Raw genomic sequence first — 19502 nt, forward strand, 5'->3', positions numbered from 1 at the left:
TCATTAATCATCGCATCCGGGAATAATAAACGCACATTGATTACTGATAGGAGGCTGTCACATGGACGTATCCATTCCCAAATCCACACAGAAACCGGCATGCCGCAGTGAATATGATGCTTTGAAAACCGTTATCTTATGCCGGCCGGAACACATGGCCATCAAAGATATTATTAACGGAACACAAAAACATTTCAAACAAGAAAATATTGACATCCCCGCCGCCCTCAAACAGCATGATGCTTTGATTGACATTTTAAAATCCCATCAGATTGAAGTCGTCCTGCTTCCCGCCGATCCCGGATTGCCCGAGCAGGTATTCACCCGGGATATCGGATTTGTCTTAGGAGAGACGGCGTTTATTTCAAGCATGGCGGCTTCAGTCAGGCAGGGAGAAGAAAAAGTCTTTCAAAACCTGCTTGACGAGGAGAACATCCCTTATACGCGGCTCAGAAAAGCGAACATTGAAGGCGGCGACGTCATGATCGCAGACGGCACCGTTTATGCCGGGCTGAGCGAGCGCACGGATAAAACGGCTGTCCGGGAGCTGCAGGAAGCGCTGCCGGAAATGACCGTTGTGCCGATCCCTCTCAAGGCGGATTTCTTACATTTGGACTGTGTATTTAATATGATCTCGGAAACGGAGGCGCTATACTGCAAAAATGGCTTGGGGCAAAAAGAAATTGATCTTCTCGCCGAACGTTTTGAGCTGATAGAAGTGCCTGAAGAAGAGCAATTTACGCTCGGCCCGAATATCCTGTCCATCGGGAATCAGACAATTATCAGCCTGCCCCAGCACCGTCATACGAACCGCGAGCTTAGAAAAAGAGGATATACAGTCATTGAAACCGAGTTTTCCGAAATTATTAAATCAGGCGGTTCCTTCCGCTGCTGCACCCTTCCGCTTGTCAGAACATCTTAAACATTTACAAGGCAGTTTCCTTCAAGATACGTTAATATAGAGAAGACAAGACTTAAAGGGGGAAACCGAATGGCGAAGTACATAGGATATGCAGGAACATATACAAAAGGCGGAAGCGAAGGCATTTATTGTTTTGAACTTGATACAGAAGCGAAACGGCTCAGCCGGCCGAAGCTGGCTGCAAAGCTCGGCAACCCGACGTACGTCACACCGAACTCTGATAACAGCATGCTGTATTCCATTGAAAAAGCAGACGGTAAAGGCGGCGTGGCAGCCTATCAGATTCATCAGAACAGCGGGGAATTAACTTTTGTGAACCATCAGCTGATTGAAGGCCCGTCACCGTGCCACGTCAGCATTGATGAGAAACATGAATATGTGTTAACCGCGAATTACCACAGCGGAAAAGTGCACGCCTTTCCGGTCAATGAGGACGGAAGCCTGCGGGAGCCGGCAGCCGAAGCCGCTCATACGGGGACCGGCCCTCATGAAAGACAAGAGAAGCCGCATGCCCATTTCGCGGGCTATACACCTGAGCATAACTACATTGCAGCCCTCGATTTAGGGACGGATACGCTGTATACGTACCAAATGAAAAACGGTGCGCTCACTGAGGTGAAAACCCATTCTTTCGCGCCCGGTTCAGGGCCGCGCCACATCGTTTTCCATCCGGCGGAGAAATACGCCTATGTCATGACGGAAATCAGCAATGAAGTCATTGCGCTTGAATACAACCCGACCTTAGGTGAATTCAGAGAGCTGCAGGTCATTTCCGCTTTGCCTGAAGGATTTACGGACAAATCGCAGGGCAGCGCGATCCGCATATCTAAAGACGGCAGATTTCTTTATGCGGCCAACCGCGGACATGACAGCATCGCCATCTTTAAGATCAACCAGTATTCCGGTGAATTGTCTCTTATTGAATGGGTGCCGACAGAAGGAAACTGGCCGCGTGATTTCGCGTTTGATCCGTCCGAAACATTCCTTGTCGCGTCAAATGAAGAAACGGGAAATCTGGTTTTGTTTGAACGCGACCCCGAAACGGGCGGACTGACTCTGCTTCAATCCGACGTACCGGTTCCGTATCCGGTCTGCGTGTCATTTCTCCATCAGGTTTAATCAAAAAGAAAGCTGACGGCATAAGGTCAGCTTTCTTTTTTATATAAGTGGCAGGCGACAAAACGCCCTGTCTTCACTTCCTCAAGCTCAGGCGTTATTCTGCCGCAGATCTCCATCGCTTCAGGACATCGCGTCCTGAACACACAGCCGCTCGGCGGGTTAAGGGGACTCGGCAGCTCCCCTTTCAGAATGATCCGTTCACGCTTGTCCTCAAGAAGCGGATCAGGAATCGGGATTGAGGATAAAAGCGCCTTCGTGTAAGGGTGAAGCGGTTCCTTATAAAGCGCAGCGCTTTCTGTGATTTCCATCATGCGCCCCAAATACATCACGCCGATCCGGTCGCTGATATGCTTAACCATTGATAAATCGTGGGCTATAAATAAAAATGTCAGCCCTTTCTCTTTCTGAAGCCTTTTTAACAGGTTGACGACCTGGGCCTGTACGGACACATCAAGCGCGGAAATCGGCTCATCCGCCACGATAAACTCGGGGTGCAGAGAAAGCGCTCTGGCAATCCCGATTCTCTGCCTCTGTCCGCCGCTGAATTCGTGGGGATACCGGCTGCCGAAATCCGGATGAAGCCCGACAGATTCAAGCAGTTCATCGGCCATCATCAGCCGGGCTTTACGTGTATTGTAAAGATTATGGATTTCCATCGGCTCCATAATAATTTCACGTACGGTCAAACGCGGATTTAACGAGGCGTAAGGGTCTTGGAAAATCATCTGCAGCTTGTGGAAGAGGACGGACCGCTGTTCTGCCGCGGCACGGTGTATGTCCGTCCCTTCATATGATACCGACCCGGCCGTCGGGTCATACAGACGGAGAATAACCCTTCCGAGCGTCGATTTACCGCAACCCGATTCCCCGACGAGTCCGAATGTTTCCCCTCTTTGAATGTGAAAACTGACACCGTCGACTGCTTTGACGGCTTTCTTTCTTCCGGCGTCAAAATGCATTTTCAGCCCGCTGACTTCAAGGAGCGGAGATGCCGTCATATTCATTCCCCCTTTTCGCTTATACAGCGGCGTACGGTGCATAATTCTTTTTCATAGACGGTTCCTTTCAAACGCAGCACTTCGATGGCTTTTCCCGTTTTCGGGGAGTGGAGCATCCTGCCGTCTCCAAGCGCCAAACCGACATGGTGGATCGCGCCTTTTCCTTCTTCATAGGCGAAAAACAAAAGGTCTGCCGGCCGGATATCGTTTACTTCTGCGCCGCGTCCCGCTTTTGCCTGGTCCCGGGCATCCCGGGGAAGGGTATAGCCGTTTGCTTTAAATATCGAATACATCAATCCGGAGCAATCAAACCCGAAACCGCTCAGTCCTCCCCATAAATACGGAAGCCCAAGAAACATCATTGCCGTTTCGATGACATCTGCGGCCCGCCCTTCCGTATGCCGAAATTCGTCTGCGTCAGCTTCATTTATGAGCCGTTCCCCGAGCGGCGTCATCACGCGAAAAAAGCCTTTTTCACGTCCTGATGCCGGAAGACGCGTTAAGAAACTCACTTCCAAGTCCGGTTCGCCGTTTGTGTGATATAAAAAAGCTGTCGGTTTGGTAATCCAGACGGCAGGAGAAGATGTTTGAAAGCCGGATGCTGCAAGCTGGCTTTTCTTCATCCAGCCCGGATATCCGCGCGCGTCCTTTTTTGAAGGCTGACCGGGAACGGCAACAAAAGCCCACTCTCCTTCTTCTTTGAGAATGATCACCTCTTCTCCGAAAAGCACTTGCGTTTGGACAAGATTGTCCGTGCATAATCGGAGCCGCTCTTCATATCCCATAGCCGCCAGCCATTTTCTGATCTTGGGCGGGTTTTCGAGCATCGGTGCATCATGCGAACGGGGAGATGACGGCAGCGTCCATATGTTGGCTGCCGCCGCAGTTACGGCTGCCCTCATTGTTTCGCCTCCTCTTGCACCGACACACCGGTAATGCCGAGACCCGGTTCATCGGGGATCGTAATTTGGCTGCCGCTGTATGTGATGCCGCCTTTAATGAGATCATTTTTCAGCATAAGCGGCGCATCAAAATCAAACTTTGTCACATTGCGTTTGCCCGCTGCAAAATGGGCTGCGGCGGTGATGCCGAGCTTGGTCTCAATCATGCTGCCGACCATGCATTCCACACCGCACATTTCTGCCATCGCATTGATTGTTTCCGCCTGCTTGATGCCGCCCGCTTTCATCAGCTTAATATTGATTAAATCGGCGCTTCTCGTCTGCAGCACGTGAAAGGCCTGACGTGGCGTAAACACGCTCTCATCCGCCATAATCGGCGTGTCTACGGCATCGGTGACCTGCTTCAGCCCGCCGATATCGTCTTTGTGAACAGGCTGTTCGACAAGCTCAATGCCGAGTCCGGCGTCTTCCATCTTTCGGATCGCGGTCACGGCTTCTTTCGGCGTCCAGCCTTGATTCGCGTCCAGTCTCAGTTTGACGTTTGCGCCGACACGTGATCTGACCGCCTGAATCCGCGCCACATCGTCTGATATATCACCTATGCCGACTTTTATTTTTAAAATACGAAACCCTTTATTTACATAATGGTCTGCGTCCCCCGCCATCTCCTCTGGAGAATTGACGCTGACGGTAAAATCCGTTTCCAGTGTATTCCGATAGCCGCCGAGCAGCCGGTAAAGCGGCTGCCCGTGCATTTGCGCCCATCCGTCATATACAGCCATATCTACAGCGGCTTTTGCGCTTTGATTCCTTTCCAATAGCCGGCTGATATCATACAGCACAGCTTCCATGCCGGAAAGGCTCCGCCCCAAGAGAGCGGGCTTCAGCACATCGCAGACGGCGCTTTCAATACCGGCTACGCTGTCGCCTGTAATCACAACCGTCGGCGGTGCCTCGCCCCAGCCGGTCAGACCGTTGTCAAATGTGAGCTTCACAATGACCGATTCAGCATGGTATACCGTGCGCAAAGCGGTCTTAAACGGCTTTTTCAGCGGGACGGATATCCGCCCCGTTTGAATATCTGTTATCCTCACGCCTGATCACTCCCTTCCCGAAACCCCCGATTCAATCGTTACCGCTTTGGCCGCCGTATCCATAACCGCGCGGGCTCCGATCGGAACGGCGAAGCTCGGTGAACAATGGCCGATTTTAAAGCCTTTAAGCGCAGGCTTTCCTGACTTAACAATGTAATCGTTCAGCACTTGCTCTAAAGTAAGAGACTTTTCTTTATTCTTCGGTTCGCATTGGTGAAAATCACAGACCAAAATTCCTGCTGCGTCTGACAGTTTTCCGGCCATTTTTAATTGATTCAGCATTCTGTCGATTTGATACGGTTCCTCATCAATATCCTCGATAAACAGCAATTTGTTTTTTGTATCAATTTCAAACGGCGTGCCGAGTGTCGATGTAATGAGGGACAGATTGCCGCCCGCAAGCTCTCCCTCGGCTCTTCCGTCTGTCAGCACCTCTAAGGGGGAAATGTCCTCCGTATAGGTGAATTCCGTTTCTGCGAAAAGCTGGTGATATGACGCCTTTGTCAGCGGATCAGCATCATCCAGCCCGACATCCGTACTCAGCATCGGGCCGTGAAATGTGACGAGTCCTGTATTTTGATGAATGGCGGTATGTAAAAACGTAATATCGCTGTATCCCCAGAAAATTTTCGGATTGCGGCGGATTAAGCCGAAGTCGATATCAGCGGCAATGCGGCCCGTGCCGAATCCTCCGCACGCGCATATCACTGCTTTGACTTTCTGATCGCTAAACATGTCATGAAGATCATCGAGACGCGCGCGGTCCTCTCCCGCCAAATAGCCGTGACGGGCTTTCAGCGCCCGGCCGAGTTTCACTTGAAGACCAAGCTCATCTTCTAAAAAAAGCAGCGAGGTTTGCAGCGTCCCGCTCTCAGGCGGGCTCGCAGGGGCAATCACACCGACCGTGTCGCCTTTTTGCAGTGCTTTCGGTTTATGGTTCATGGCTTTTTCAATCTCCTTTTCCATGGATTGAAAAGTGAAACAGACCGCTCCTTTACCGTCAAAAGAGCGGTATTTGTTTCCGTTGTGATATCAGGACTTTTCCGCCCATTTCAGATCAATGTAACCGACGGGATGCCGGACAATGCCTTTCACGCCGCTGTTCTGCAGATGCACCTGATTGTAAAAATAAATCGGAATGATCGGTGCCTCGTTCATGAGCAGCTTTTCCGCTTTATGCATGAGCGCAAAACGTTTTTTTGCATCGGCTTCCTGTTTTGCCTGCTTGATATATTCGTCGTAATCCGCGCTGCCCCATCCTGTGCGGTTCATGGAATTCCCCGTCTGGAAGGCTTCAAGAAAACTGATCGGATCTGCGTAATCCGGTAAAAATGAGCTTTGAGAAAACTGGAACTTCAGTCCTTTCTGCTCCTCTAAAAAGACGTTCCATTCCATATTGGCGAGCTTAATGTCTATACCGAGCACACTTTTGAGCTTCTGCTGTATCGCTTCCGCTATTTTCTTATGCTCCGGTTTTGTGCTGTATGTCAGTGTGACAGCAGGCAGCTTATCATAATGCTCTTCTGCCATGCCCTTTTCCAGCAGTTTTTTGGCTTCTGATTCATTCGGGGTTAATAAACTGCCGCCCGCTTCGCGGAAATCTTTCCCGTCAGGCTGCGTAAACCCCGGAGATACGAAAGCATGCGCCGGCTTTTCCCTGTTTTTGGTCACATAATCCGTGATTTCTTTTTGATCAATAGCTGCAGCAAACGCTTTTCTGATCTTTTCATTTTGGAACGGCTCCATTTTTACGTTAAAGCGATAGAAATAAAGTCCGGCCTGATCCCACGTGCGGACGTTTTTTCCGCTCATCAGCTGCTCACTCAGCTCTGCCGGCACGAAAGCGGTATCCAAATCCCCCGACTGGAACATTTGATAGTCTGTATTCCGGTCACTGACCATCGCCCATGTGACTTGATCCAGTTTCACCGTCTTTTTATCCCAATACGTCTCGTTTTTGACCATCGTCATGCTGTCATCATGCTTCCATTCCGTCAGCTTGAACGGTCCGTTGCCGACAAAGGTTTTCGCTTCAGTGAACCATTTCGGATCAGCCTTGGCGGCCTTTTCATTAATCGGGAAATACGCCGGATTGGACACGACACTGAGAAAATAATCCTGCGGTGCCGCCAATGTGACGACCAGTGTTTTTTTATCTTTTGCCTCAACTTTCACGTCTTCTTTTTTGCCTTTTCCGCTGTTAAATTCTTCCCCGCCTTTGATCATGTAGCCGAGAAATGCGGATGATGCGCCCGTTTTCGGATCAAGCATCCGTTTCCAGGCGTAGACGAAGTCTTCCGCCGTGACTGGATCGCCATTTGTCCATTTGGCGTTATCACGGATATTGAAGGTATATGTCAGCTTATCAGCGGACACCTTCCAGCTTTCCGCCATGGCCGGTTCGGGCTTATTATCTTTTCCGAGCCTCGTTAAGCCTTCCATGATGTTATTCAGCGGCTGCCAGGAAACATTATTAAATCCGATCGGCGGATCAAGTGAGGTCGGCTCATTTTCGTTATTGAGCCGGAGCACCGTTTCGCCCCCCTGTTCTTTTGCTTTGTCGGGTTCTGTCCCCGCCTGCTCATTGGCCGTACAGCCCATCAAAGCAAACGAAACAACAGCAATCACTCCGATCGCCCATTTCTTTTTCATTTGAATCCCCCTTTTTCCTCTGCTGCCGTCAGCTGTTTGTGCTTCAGCCGCTCTGCACGGTGATCCTGAAGCCAGCAATTGACGAAATGGCTTTTGGATTTCTCGGTTGTTTCCGGATATACCTTTTCACAGACGATCATCCTGTCCGGACAGCGGGCGGCAAACGGACAGCCCGGCGGCGGATCGAATAAATCAGGCGGAGTCCCGTCAATCGGCGAAAGCTCACTTTCCTCCATATCCAGCCGTGGCACTGAGCGGAGCAGCCCCCTAGTGTAGGGATGAGCCGGCCGGTAAAAAATATCATGCCTCGTGCCGATTTCGGCGATTTTTCCCGCATACATGACGGCGACCCTGTCAGCGGTTTGAGCGACAACACCGAGGTCATGTGTGATCAGAATTATAGATACGCCTGTTTTTCTTTGAATCTTCTTAAATAATTCAAGGATTTGCGCTTGAATCGTCACATCAAGAGCCGTTGTCGGTTCATCGGCGATCATGATTTCCGGCTCACAGATCAGCGCCATCGCGATCACGATCCGCTGCCGCATGCCCCCGCTTAATTGGTGAGGATACTGCTTCAGGCGGGATTTCGAGTCAGGGATTCCGACCAGATCCAGCATGGCGAGAACCTCGGATTCAGCTTTTTTTCTCGTCATGGCGCGGTGTTCCAACAGCGCTTCCGAAAGCTGATCCCCTATGGTCAACGTCGGATTGAGCGCCGTCATTGGGTCCTGAAAAATCATAGAAATGTCGCGCCCCCGAATTCCCCGCATTTCCCGCTCCGTCATTTGACAAAGGTCTTTCTGTTTAAATTGTATGCTTCCGGATTCAATCTTTGCCGAATGTTTCGGAAGAAGACCCATCACGGCTTGTGACGTCACGCTTTTTCCGCAGCCCGATTCACCGACGATCGCAAACGTTTCACCTTTATATAAATCAAAGCCGACGCCTCTGACGGCTTTTACGGTGCCGCCGTATGTCGAAAAAGTAACATGCAGATTTTGAACTGAAAGAATGGGGTGCGTCATTTTTCCTACCTCCTCAGTTTCGGATCTAACGCGTCCTGCAAGCCGTCTCCAAGCACGTTAAACGCGTACATCGTTAAGGAAATGAAAAAGGCGGGGAAAAACAGCCGCCACCAATGGCCTGATAAAATCGCCGGCAGCCCGTCGTTTGCCATGACGCCCCAGCTTGCAAACGGCGCCTGAATGCCGAGTCCGAGAAAACTTAGAAATGATTCCGCAAAAATCGCAGCCGGCACCGTCAGCGTCATTTGGACAATAATGGCTCCCATCGTATTCGGCAGCAGATTTTTCTTAATGATCCGAAATGTTTTCGCTCCAAACGTTTTCGAAGCAAGCACGTGTTCATCATGCTTCATCCTCAGCACCTGCCCTCTGACAATCCGCGCCATGCCGACCCATCCCGTCACGGTCAGAGCGACGATGATGGAACCGAGCCCCGGTCCCATCATCACCATTAACAAAATGACAACGAGCAGATACGGCAAGCCGTAGAGAACTTCGATGATTCTCATCATGGCGCTGTCTGTCCGTCCACCTTTGTAGCCGGCGATGCCGCCGTAAATGACGCCGATCAAAAAGTCGATCAACGCCGCCATCACACCGACAAATAAAGAGATCCTCGCTCCGTACCACGTTCTTGTAAACACGTCCCGCCCCAGCTCGTCGGTTCCGAACCAATGTGAAAAAGACGGCGGAAGATTCTGCTCGGCGAGTGTCTGCCTCGTCACACTGTGCGGTGATATCAGCGGACCGAACACAGCTGAAAGAAACAGGAAGCATAAAATCACAAGGCCGGCCATCGCCAATTTGTTCTTTTTAAGCCGCCGCCACGCATCCTGTGTGTAAGACAGGCTCGGACGCTTCACCGACTCGGTTTCACCCTTTCTTTCCATGCCCGGCTGAAACCAGTCATCTGGCACTTCTGTGTGTTTTACCGTTCCTTGCGGGAGATTCATCAGGCTCCCCCTTTCTTATGAAGTTTTATGCGCGGATCCAGCAGGCCGTATGCCAAATCAACCAGAAACAGCATGACGATCAAAATCACACTGTAAAAAACGGTCGTTCCCATAATCACCGGGTAGTCACGCTGATTGATGCTTTCCACGAAATATTTGCCCATTCCCGGAATGGCAAAGATTTTCTCGATGACGAAACTGCCCGTCAGGATACTTGCAGCAAGCGTGCCGAGTACTGTCACAACGGGCATAAGAGCATTTTTCAAGGCGTGTTTGATGACAATTTTGACAGGGGAAAGACCTTTTGCTTTTGCCGTGCGGATATAATCCTGAGTCAGCACTTCGGCCATGCTTGACCTTGTCAGCCTCGCGATAATGGCCATAGGGCCGACGGCAAGCGCCACAGTCGGCAGCACCATATGTATGGGACTCGTCCATGTGGCTGCCGGAAACCATTTCAGATGAACAGCAAATTGCTGAATCAGCAGTGTCGCCATAATAAAATTCGGAATGGAAATCCCCAGCACCGCAAGGCTCATGGCTGCATAATCGAGAAAGCCGCCGCGTCTGAGAGCGGCCGTTATGCCGAGCGCGAGCCCTGAAATAACTGCGATGATGATCGCCGTTATGCCAAGCTCAAAGGAAACGGGAAATCCGCGTTCAAGCATGGCGTTTACACTGTCTGACGGTTTTTTGATTGAAGGACCGAAATCAAAGGTGAGAATGGATTTTAGATAAATGGCGTATTGAGTGATAAGAGGTTCGTTCAGATGGTAGTAGGATTCGAGATTTCGCTGGACCGCTTCGTTTGTGCCCCGCTCTTCGTTAAAAGGCGAGCCGGGTATCACTTTCATCATGACAAATGTCAGAGTGGTGATGACGAGCACGGTCACAATCATGGCGATAAAACGTTTGATAAAATACCGCAGCATGCCGTTCACCCCTTTAACAGAATGTTGTTCTCATGGCGAGTTCTGTCATGACGAGCATGGCCTGATAAGCTTCCGGCATGTCTTTTGCCTGAAATTGAACGGTTGTCGTTTTCGGTACAATTTCTGTGCCCGGCATTAAATGGGCCCATTCAGCCTGTCCGTAGTTGGCAAATTCAATGCCTAATACAGGTCGATCAGGCGGTGTCAGCGGCTTGACCTTATCTTTATTTTTGAGCGCATAAGCTGTTTTTTCCGTCAGGAGCCGCCCGGCTTTTTGAGGAGACAGGCATTTGACAGCGGTTCTTGAAATGGTTTGTTTGACGGCTGCAGTGGTCACATTCGGTATCAGCTCCTCCGCTTCTTTTGCGGCGCAATCGTCTCCTGCTGCCATGATAACCGGGACGCCGTAAAATCCGGCGAGGTAGGCATTCAGCCCCAGTTCACCGACCGGCTTATCATTTATGTAAAAATGGCGCACGCCGAAAATCATGCTGTGTGACATGACGCCCGGCATCGAGGCTCTTGCATGATAGCCGATAAACATCGCGCCCGCATATGATTCATCAAGCCCCTGCATCATAGAAAACGGCTTGACATCCCCCGTGATCAGCTCTGCCTCAGGATGAAGTTTTTCTGCAAGCAGATTATTCATCTTAGAATGGCTGTCATTTACGGTCACTTCCGTGCATCCGTAATTAAACGCTTCAGCGATGCACCAGTTTGCTTCTTCGGTCATCAGAACCCTGCCGCGCTCATAATTGTGCATGCGGGAATTGACAAATGTTTCATCCGGCAGTCCGGAAATCCCCTCCATGTCTACAGATAGATACAGTTTCATATAATGCCTCCTTTTTTATTTAAAATTCCGATAATAAATTATGAATATTCTAACAAATTATATTAAAAAAGGATGAAACATGCAATATATCATTATGCCATTATAGGAAAAAACAAACCCTTTTCACGGGGAAAAGGGTTTGCTGATAGAAAAAGTTACATACTGTTTTTGTTTATAGGGTGACCCTGAAACTGTCTGACCGCACTTCTGTATTCGCGATCGGGAATGACCTGATGCCTGATCGGTTCAGGAGCCTGCGGCGAAGGCTCTTCAGCCGCCTGCCTGCGTACGGCATGCGGTTTATGCGCCAGCTTATGTCCCATGCCGGTCGCATTCATCACAAATGATAAACACACTAAAAGCAGGCTAAAGATAAAAGCAATAAGAAACAGATCGCTGTATGTCCCCATCAGCTGGTCATAGTGCGATTGTCTGCTGTGCGCGCCCCAAAGCGTGCCCGAAGCATCTCTTTTCGTAAAATACCCGATTAATACAGGCGCGCCCATATAAATGAACAGCCGTAAAAACTGAACGGCCGTCATGCGTTTCACCAGTTCCGGAAGCGGCCCGCCCAACGCGGCGCCCATCAGTCCGGCCGCCACGATAAGCCCTGTCCCTGCCGCCAGCATCACGAAAAGCCCCGCAAATAGAATAAGCGGCAGATGATGATCCGTCGTCATCCATTGAAAATTCACGAACACCAATATCACAGAGCCTGTTATGCCGAGCATGCCCGGGCCGACTTTATCATATGCGAAAGCACTGATGACAGCGGCAACGGCCACGCCTCCCAAAAGGCTCGCATATAAGAAGATTAAATGGGTTTGTGACAAATGGTATGCGGTCTGAAGCTCCCCGCGAAATGCAGAAAGGCTGACCGCTATGGAAATGCTGGCCGCGGCGATCATGAAAACACCCAGAATCGGCTTTGGAATCAGCATCAGTTTAATCGAAATCAGCGCATGTTCGTTTCTGTACTGCATAATCAGCAGGATCAGCAAAATGACGAAGCTTCCGCCAAATCCCGCCAATGTATGCCAAGACGAAAAGCCCCATTTCGGCAGATGAATAAACGTATAAGCGGTCAGCACGGCTGATATACCGGCCAAAAGAAAACCGATGCCGTCAAATGGAGATTTTTCAGCAATTTTATGAGCATCATCCCGCAGCCACACATAACTGAAAATCAAGCCGAATAGAGACAGCAGGCCAAAAATGATAAACAGCCAATGCCAATGGCCGGCGCTTGCCGCCGCCGTGCCTAAAACGGTTCCCATAATGACAGACCCGTAAAATCCGCCGATTAACACAAATAAGGCGTAATTGCGGCGCTCAATCGGAAACGAAAGCACCAGCATCGGAATCATAATCATCAGCATAGTGCCAGCCGCAGCTCCTTGCAGCAAACGGCCCGCAGCGAGCGTGTAAATATCATTCGTCACAGAAGCAAGGAGCGCTCCGATGACAGCTGCAGCCATAGAAATCATATAGACAGGCCGGGAGCCGAACCTTTTTCTTAAATACGGCCCAGCCGGCACAAATAAGGCGAATGCCATATTACCGATAATAATCGGATGAAAAGAGTCAAAGTTTTCCCCGCCGACCGTCTGCCGGACAAGGCTTTGGACAGCCGCAAGAGCGGTGTTCGACATCAGTCCCGGCCCGACCGCCAGCACAGCAAGCAGAGAAATAATCCAGTGATGTTTTTCTTTCATTCGACAGCCCCTTTCTAAAATTTGACAAAGTGAAAAAGCTAACAGATTTCCCCCATTAGCTTGACAGAATTTTCATATCTTTTCATGTGAAGGATTGAACATAATATCTTATTTATTATTTCAAATCCGATGGAAATTGTCAATATAGAGCGCCGCCGTCCGATTATGTCTTTTTCACAATTTCCCACAATCTTTTCATTATTATCCCACATTTTTTGTTTAAGATGGAGTCAGTAATAATAGGCAAATCATGCTATGATGAAATAGAGAAACGGAGTGAACATGATGGATAACTATCGTGATGAAAATCGGACAGACCAAAAAGAACAGGAAGTCCTTTTAGTAAAAGAAAATCAGCAGCCGGCGAGATATTCCGCGCCGGACGAGGACAAGAAAAAAAGAAGCTTCGGCTGGTTCAGACCGCTTCTCGGCGGGGTGATCGGCGGAGGGCTCGCCCTCGGCATCTATACATTTACGCCGCTTGGGGACCATCAGACTCAAGATACTTCAAATCCGGCTCCCGCTCAGGAAACGTCTTCAGTAACCGCTAAGCAGACATCTTCTGATTCCGGCAGCGGCAAATCGGCAAACAGCTCATCCGCAAATTCAAGCAGCATTTCGAATATGGTGGAAGACATTTCACCGGCGATCGTCGGGATCACCAATCTGCAAAAGCAGCAAAGCAGTTCAGATTTATTCGGATTCGGTTCCGGTTCAGATTCGAACTCAAATTCATCGGGTGAAGATGCGGAAACAGGCTCAGGTTCAGGTGTTATCTTTAAGAAAGCAAACGGCAAAGCGTATATTATTACGAATAACCACGTGGTTGAAGGCGCCTCTTCCCTTAAAGTGTCATTATATGACGGCACCGATGTAACAGCTAAACTCGTCGGCCGTGATTCGCTGACAGACTTGGCCGTATTAGAAATCAGTGATAAACACGTAACAAAAACGGCAAGCTTCGGCAGTTCATCCGCTCTCAGAACGGGTGAATCCGTGATCGCCATCGGTGATCCGCTCGGCAAAGACCTGTCCCGCACCGTCACACAGGGAATCGTGAGCGGCTTAAACAGAACGGTCTCGATTTCCACGTCAGCCGGTGAGTCAAGCATCAACGTCATTCAAACCGATGCCGCGATCAATCCCGGAAACAGCGGCGGGCCGCTCTTGAATACAGACGGCAAAATCATCGGTATCAACAGCATGAAAATCAGTGAAAATGATGTAGAAGGCATCGGCTTTGCGATTCCGAGCAACGATGTAAAACCGATTGCCGAAGAGCTTCTCACGAAAGGACAGGTGGAGCGCCCTTATATCGGGGTGAGCATGATCGACTTGGAGCAAGTGCCGCAAAACTATCAGGAAGGCACACTCGGCCTCTTCGGCAAACAGCTGAATAAAGGGGTTTACATTCGCGAAGTGGCGCAGGGCTCACCTGCAGCCAAAGCCGGATTAAAAGCAGAAGACATCATTATCAGCTTGAAAGGGAAAGAAACTGACACGGGCAGCGAACTTCGCAATATTCTCTATAAGAATACGAAAGTCGGCAGCACCGTTGACGTGAAGATTATCAGAAACGGCAAGGAAATGACGAAAAAAATGAAACTGACTCAAAAAGAAGAAACTTCGTCTTAACAAAAATCCAAGGCAGCAGCCTTGGATTTTTTTACATCAATAATGAAACTTTAAAGCGCAGACCGTCCGTATGAAAGATTGTACAAAGGAGGATACATACCTATGAAACATACCGGACTTTTGCTGGTCGTTACCGGCCTTATCTTATTGCAGCTGAGCATTCAGCTTCCTCAGCAAAACGTTGCTTGGGGCATGACGCTGGGTGCAAGCATTTTATTGAACCTGACGGGAACCGGCCTGATCATGCACTCTCTGCACATCCAGACCGGCCGCAGATGAATGAAAAAATCCGCGGGACACGAGGTGTTCCTGCGGCTTTTTTTTTGACATAAAAGCACCCTGCCCGGGTGGACGGACAGGGTGTTTCGGTTAAGACATATGCTGATCCCGATAAACCTTTTCGTTTTTAATGCCGTACGCTTTTTGCACGATATAGAGCGGACGGTCTTTTGCTTCATCATAAATCCTTCCGATATATTCGCCGATCATTCCGAGCATTAAAAGAACGATGCCGCTGAATAACAGCTGTATCACAATCAGAGAGGACCAGCCCGTTATGGTGCTGTCTGTAAAGAGTTTCATATATAAAACGATAAACATATAGAGAAAACCCGCCCCGGACATCATCATTCCCGCGTAGCTTGCCGCCTTGAGCGGTTTATGGGAGAACGTTGTGATACCGTCCATGGAAAGCTTAAGCATTTTTTTAAGCGGGTATTTCGTTTCTCCCGCAAGCCTCTCATCACGTTCATATTCAACAGCAGTCTGCTTAAAGCCGACCCAGCTGACGAGCCCCCTGACAAAAGGATTTTTCTCTTTTAATCTTTTCATTTCGTCACAGACTTTTCGGTCCAGCAGGCGGAAATCTCCGGTATCGAGCGGAATATCAATATCAGTCACGCTCCGAAGCAGCCGGTAAAACATAGAAGCCGTCTGTTTCTTGAAAAAGGTTTCTCCCTTTCGTTTTGTTCTGACGGCGTACACGACATCGTAGCCTTCTTTCCACTGTTCAATCATATCAAGGATTAGTTCGGGAGGGTCCTGCAAATCGGCGTCAATGACGACGATTGCATTTCCCTCTGCGTAATCCATGCCCGCGGTGATCGCGATCTGGTGTCCGAAGTTTCTGGAAAAATCAATAATTTTCACTCTCGGATCAATCAGACTGTGTTCTCGTAATATTTCAATACTGCGGTCTTTGCTTCCGTCATTGACAAAGATTAATTCATAATGGTCTTTTGTTTGATCCATGACTTCTTTCAGGCGCTGATAGGTTGTCTGAATGACGGGTTCTTCGTTATACACCGGGACGACAATTGAATATTGAATATGTCTGCTCATATTTTTTCCTCCTATTCATCAGATTGCAGTTCGTATAGTGAAGCTGACTGATTCATTCCGCCGGGCCCGCCGCCCATCCGGCTGTTTTCACCTGAGGTCTTGCTGCGCTTTGTATCAGCTGCATCATGATTTTTCGTTTGCTGATCTGTGCTTGTTTGCCATTTATCTGAAGATACTTTCTTTCCGTTTTTCTCAACCCATGCAACAATATCGTTGTTTCCGCCTTTGCCCATTCCGGATGTTAAGAAGTATTTTACTTTCCCTTCTTTTACGAGCTTTTTAAATTGAGTCAGCGTGATGGCCGGGTCAGATCCGCTGAATCCGCCGATCGCCATGACCGCTTTTTTCGTTTTGATAATGTAAGGCGCCGCTGTGTTGGAATCGGTTGTTGCAAATAGATAGTCCGCTCCGGCGTTATGTTTCTCTAAATAGTTGATCAGTTTTTTATTTACAGAGGCGTTATTCATTCCCATGCCTTTTCCGCTTGTTGATGCAAGCTGGGGGCCTGTTTCAGGCAATGAGCTGTTGCCCCCGTACAGAAGCGGTGTGCTCGCCCAATATATCGGCATCACCAGCAAGACGAGAAGAGCGGCAAGTGACAGATAATAACTGAGCGGTTTTTGGCGCTGTTTGAACACGGACAGAGCGATTGCAGACAAAGCTCCGATAACACCAACACCGATGCTCCAGCCTGCGCCGATTTGGTCAATCCAGTTTCTGAGGATAAACAGCTCAAATCCGGTTGTCACAAGAATAGCGGCCGGCAGAAGCCAAGACTTCCAGCCTGTCTCCGTGCGGTACAGATGGACGAGGGCGACCCATCCCGCACCGGCAAGTGCCGCAATCGGAGGCGCCAGCATAATGAGATAATAATGGTGGAAAAACTCCGCCACACTGAAGAATCCGGCAATCGGCACTAGCCACGCTGCCCAAAAGATCGTTTCCTTCTGTTCTTCTGACAATCTTCTTCTTTCTCTCGCTCCGGCGATCAGTAAACCGACCATTCCAAAAATCGCAAACGGCAGGAGCCAGCTGATCTGATCAGATAATTCTTGTTGGAAGAGTCTCAGCGGACCGGGGGTTCCCGTACCGAACATTCCTGAACCTGATTGCATTTTTGAGCCGGTGCCTGCGCCTCCTCTTCCTCCTCCGCTTGGAGGGCCTCCTTGACCGCCATTCGGCATTTGCCCGTTAGATGGAGGTGCCGTCATGTTGCCGTTTTGAGATTTGCCTTCGCTTGAAGACTGACCGGGCGGCGCCTGCAGTTGTGAAGAACCGGCGGAAGAAGCCTTTTCTTTCGAAGCGTTGCCGTGCGGCATGCCCTGACCGCCGCCGGAACTTTGGCCTGTCAGCCGCTGAATCCCGTTATATCCGAAAGCCAATTCCAATACGGAGTTGGTCTGGCTGCTTCCGACATATGGCCGTTTGCCGGCAGGGATATTGTCAACAATGAGCGGCCATGACAACGAAACGGCCGCTAATACGGCCAGCGCGCTTACCAATGAAATGATTTTTTTCTTAATGGTTGTGTTTGCCGCAATCATATAGAACAGCAAGAAAGCCGGTAAAATCATATAAGCCTGAAGCATTTTTGTATTAAAGCCTACCCCAACGACAAAGAACGCCGCCAAAAGCCAAATCAGTCTGCCTTTTCGAATCGCTTTAAAGAGGAGCCATGTAGCGAACAGCAGGAAAAAGACGAGTAAAGCATCGACATTGTTTGTCCGCGCGACCGCTGCAGCGATCGGGGTGCATGCCATGACAAATGAGGCGATGCGGGCCGCCGTTTTTCCGAACGTCGGCTTTATTAATAAGTACATGAATAGAACTGACCCTACACCTGCCAATGCTTGAGGCAGGATGACACTCCACCCGTGCATACCGAATATCAGCGCGCTGATCGTTTGAATCTGGTATGTAACAGGCGGTTTATCTACCGTGATAAATCCGGCTGCGTCAAATGAAGCGTAAAAGAAATTATGAAAGCTTTGAAGCATACTCGTTACCGCTGCGGTGTAATAAGGGTTCACCGTATCGTCATTCCAGATGTTGTACATATTCAAGAATGCGGAAGCGAGTAAAATGAGGATTAAGACCGCGTCTATCTCGCGTTTCTTCATTTTCACCTGTGTTTTCACTCCTTTGGTTGAACTTTGAACAAGTGTAACAACCAAATGTGAAAAATTTATTAATAAACAAAGACAATTATTTTGCCGTTTACAAATGGGTAAAAAGAATGACAAAACGGTTCAGAAAGCAAAAAAAGATGCCTCCCTCAAGCCGGGAGGCATCTGTCATTATTCCTGATTTATTGAATCGGTTTCAGCCGCGCTTCTATTTCAGAACGGCGGTGTTCGAGATAAGGCGGAAGCGCCACCGTTTTGCCGAGCTCCTCAGGTTTTTCATCAACCATAAAACCCGGACCGTCCGTTGACAATTCAAACAGAATTCCGTTCGGTTCCCGGAAGTACAGCGCTTTGAAATAATAACGCTCTACGATGCCTGAGTTGCTGAAACCTTCTTTTGTAATGATGCGGTGCCATAAAGCAAGCTCCTCTTCATTCTGAACGCGGAAGGCCACATGGTGCACGCTGCCTTTTCCCGGACGCTCGCGCGGAAGATCGTTTCTTTCAATCAGATGGACTTCCGTGCGCGCGCCTCCGTTTCCTGATTCCAGCACTGTAACTGAGCCCCGGTCTTCATGCGTTTCTTTTCCGATTTCAGTGAAGCCGAGCACATCGGTTAACACACGCAGCGTCGGCTCCGCATACGGGACGGTCAATTCAACGGGCCCAAGACCGCGGAAAGAATATTCTTCCGGAATGCCGCTTTGTTTCACCGCTTCACCGATGTCTTTTCCTTTTTCGTCAGCCGTCAGTACAAGCCGCTGTCCTTCATGATCCTGAAAAGCGAGTGTCTCTCTGCCCGCTATTGTCATGATGTCGCCATGAGCGACCTGATGCTCTTCGAATCGTTTTTTCCAATATTGCAGCGCTTGTGCGTCCGGGACGCGCAGGCCGATTGAAGAAATACTGTTTGTTCCCGCATGAAACGGCGCAATCCGCGGAATTTCGAAAAACGTCAATTCAGATCCCGGATTGGCTGTTTCATCACCGTAAAACAAATGATACATCGTCGGTTCATCTTGGTTTACGGACTTTTTCACAAGTTTCAGCCCCAGGATGTCCCGATAGAAATCTAAATTTTTCTGCGCATCAGCCGTCATTGCTGATACATGGTGTATTCCGTTAACTTTCATTATGTTATCCTCCACTCAATTATCTCGATTTCGAGATATTTTATATATACAATTTATGTTATCCGGAGCATAAAGTCAACACATCTGCTTTGCCGATGGTCTGCAGATTTCCGC

The 19502-nt window shown here is 49.3% G+C and carries 17 protein-coding genes; 4 read left to right on the forward strand and 13 right to left on the reverse strand.

What is annotated here, in order from left to right:
- Positions 1–61: 61 nt before the first annotated feature.
- Positions 62–922, forward strand: coding sequence for a dimethylarginine dimethylaminohydrolase family protein (locus tag ACQE26_RS17240; protein ID WP_500470149.1), 861 nt, complete (start codon positions 62–64; stop codon positions 920–922).
- A 69-nt stretch (positions 923–991) separates the two neighbouring features.
- Entirely contained in the window at positions 992–2041 is a 1050-nt protein-coding gene (locus ACQE26_RS17245) for a lactonase family protein (protein ID WP_438421726.1), read from the forward strand.
- 26 nt (positions 2042–2067) lie between these two features.
- Here the strand turns inward: ACQE26_RS17245 and ACQE26_RS17250 are convergent, their stop codons facing one another.
- From ACQE26_RS17250 to ACQE26_RS17295, 10 genes are all read right to left on the reverse strand, one after another.
- Positions 2068–3039, reverse strand: a complete 972-nt coding sequence (locus ACQE26_RS17250) for an ABC transporter ATP-binding protein (protein WP_500470150.1) — start codon at positions 3037–3039, stop codon at positions 2068–2070.
- 2 nt (positions 3040–3041) lie between these two features.
- Entirely contained in the window at positions 3042–3941 is a 900-nt protein-coding gene (locus ACQE26_RS17255) for a C40 family peptidase (RefSeq protein WP_500470151.1), read from the reverse strand.
- Positions 3938–5035 carry a mandelate racemase/muconate lactonizing enzyme family protein gene (locus ACQE26_RS17260; protein WP_500470152.1) on the reverse strand — a complete coding sequence of 366 codons (1098 nt, stop codon included), beginning with the start codon at positions 5033–5035 and terminating at the stop codon, positions 3938–3940. The genes ACQE26_RS17255 and ACQE26_RS17260 overlap by 4 nt, the downstream gene beginning before the upstream one ends.
- Before the next feature lie 6 nt (positions 5036–5041).
- Positions 5042–6001, reverse strand: coding sequence for a S66 peptidase family protein (locus ACQE26_RS17265; RefSeq protein ID WP_500470153.1), 960 nt, complete (start codon positions 5999–6001; stop codon positions 5042–5044).
- Positions 6002–6067: 66 nt separating this feature from the next.
- Entirely contained in the window at positions 6068–7687 is a 1620-nt protein-coding gene (locus tag ACQE26_RS17270) for a peptide ABC transporter substrate-binding protein (RefSeq protein ID WP_500470154.1), read from the reverse strand.
- A complete protein-coding gene (locus ACQE26_RS17275; protein ID WP_500470155.1) occupies positions 7684–8715 on the reverse strand; it encodes an ABC transporter ATP-binding protein in 1032 nt (343 codons plus the stop codon). Before ACQE26_RS17275 ends, ACQE26_RS17270 begins: the two co-directional genes overlap by 4 nt.
- A gap of 5 nt (positions 8716–8720) precedes the next feature.
- Positions 8721–9668, reverse strand: coding sequence for an ABC transporter permease (locus ACQE26_RS17280; protein WP_500470156.1), 948 nt, complete (start codon positions 9666–9668; stop codon positions 8721–8723).
- The gene (locus ACQE26_RS17285; RefSeq protein ID WP_060962992.1) at positions 9668–10600 is read right to left on the reverse strand and encodes an ABC transporter permease; all 933 of its coding nucleotides are present in this window, start codon (positions 10598–10600) and stop codon (positions 9668–9670) included. Before ACQE26_RS17285 ends, ACQE26_RS17280 begins: the two co-directional genes overlap by 1 nt.
- Positions 10601–10613: 13 nt before the next feature.
- Complete coding sequence (dppA, locus tag ACQE26_RS17290; RefSeq protein WP_500470157.1) at positions 10614–11438, reverse strand: D-aminopeptidase DppA; 825 nt, start codon at positions 11436–11438, stop codon at positions 10614–10616.
- 155 nt (positions 11439–11593) lie between these two features.
- Positions 11594–13153 carry an MFS transporter gene (locus ACQE26_RS17295; protein ID WP_500470158.1) on the reverse strand — a complete coding sequence of 520 codons (1560 nt, stop codon included), beginning with the start codon at positions 13151–13153 and terminating at the stop codon, positions 11594–11596.
- A 285-nt stretch (positions 13154–13438) separates the two neighbouring features.
- On the opposite strand from ACQE26_RS17295, the gene htrA reads away from it, so the two are divergent.
- Together htrA and ACQE26_RS17305 are read left to right on the forward strand one after the other, a co-directional pair.
- Entirely contained in the window at positions 13439–14788 is a 1350-nt protein-coding gene (gene htrA / locus ACQE26_RS17300; protein WP_500470159.1) for a serine protease HtrA, read from the forward strand.
- 102 nt (positions 14789–14890) lie between these two features.
- Positions 14891–15067 (forward strand): hypothetical protein, encoded by a 177-nt coding sequence (locus ACQE26_RS17305; protein ID WP_500470160.1) that lies wholly within the window; start codon positions 14891–14893, stop codon positions 15065–15067.
- Between the two features lie 90 nt (positions 15068–15157).
- On the opposite strand, the gene ACQE26_RS17310 is transcribed toward ACQE26_RS17305, so the two are convergent.
- The 3 genes from ACQE26_RS17310 to ACQE26_RS17320 all read right to left on the reverse strand — a co-directional run bounded on the left by ACQE26_RS17310 (position 15158) and on the right by ACQE26_RS17320 (position 19388).
- On the reverse strand, positions 15158–16129 hold the full coding sequence (locus ACQE26_RS17310; protein WP_045925705.1) for a glycosyltransferase family 2 protein: 972 nt from the start codon (positions 16127–16129) through the stop codon (positions 15158–15160).
- 11 nt (positions 16130–16140) lie between these two features.
- Positions 16141–18255, reverse strand: a complete 2115-nt coding sequence (locus ACQE26_RS17315) for an ArnT family glycosyltransferase (protein WP_500470161.1) — start codon at positions 18253–18255, stop codon at positions 16141–16143.
- 182 nt (positions 18256–18437) lie between these two features.
- A complete protein-coding gene (locus ACQE26_RS17320) occupies positions 18438–19388 on the reverse strand; it encodes a ring-cleaving dioxygenase (RefSeq protein WP_060962997.1) in 951 nt (316 codons plus the stop codon).
- Between the last annotated feature and the right edge of the window lie 114 nt (positions 19389–19502).

Source organism: Bacillus sp. 5RYD7K, assembly GCF_059831465.1.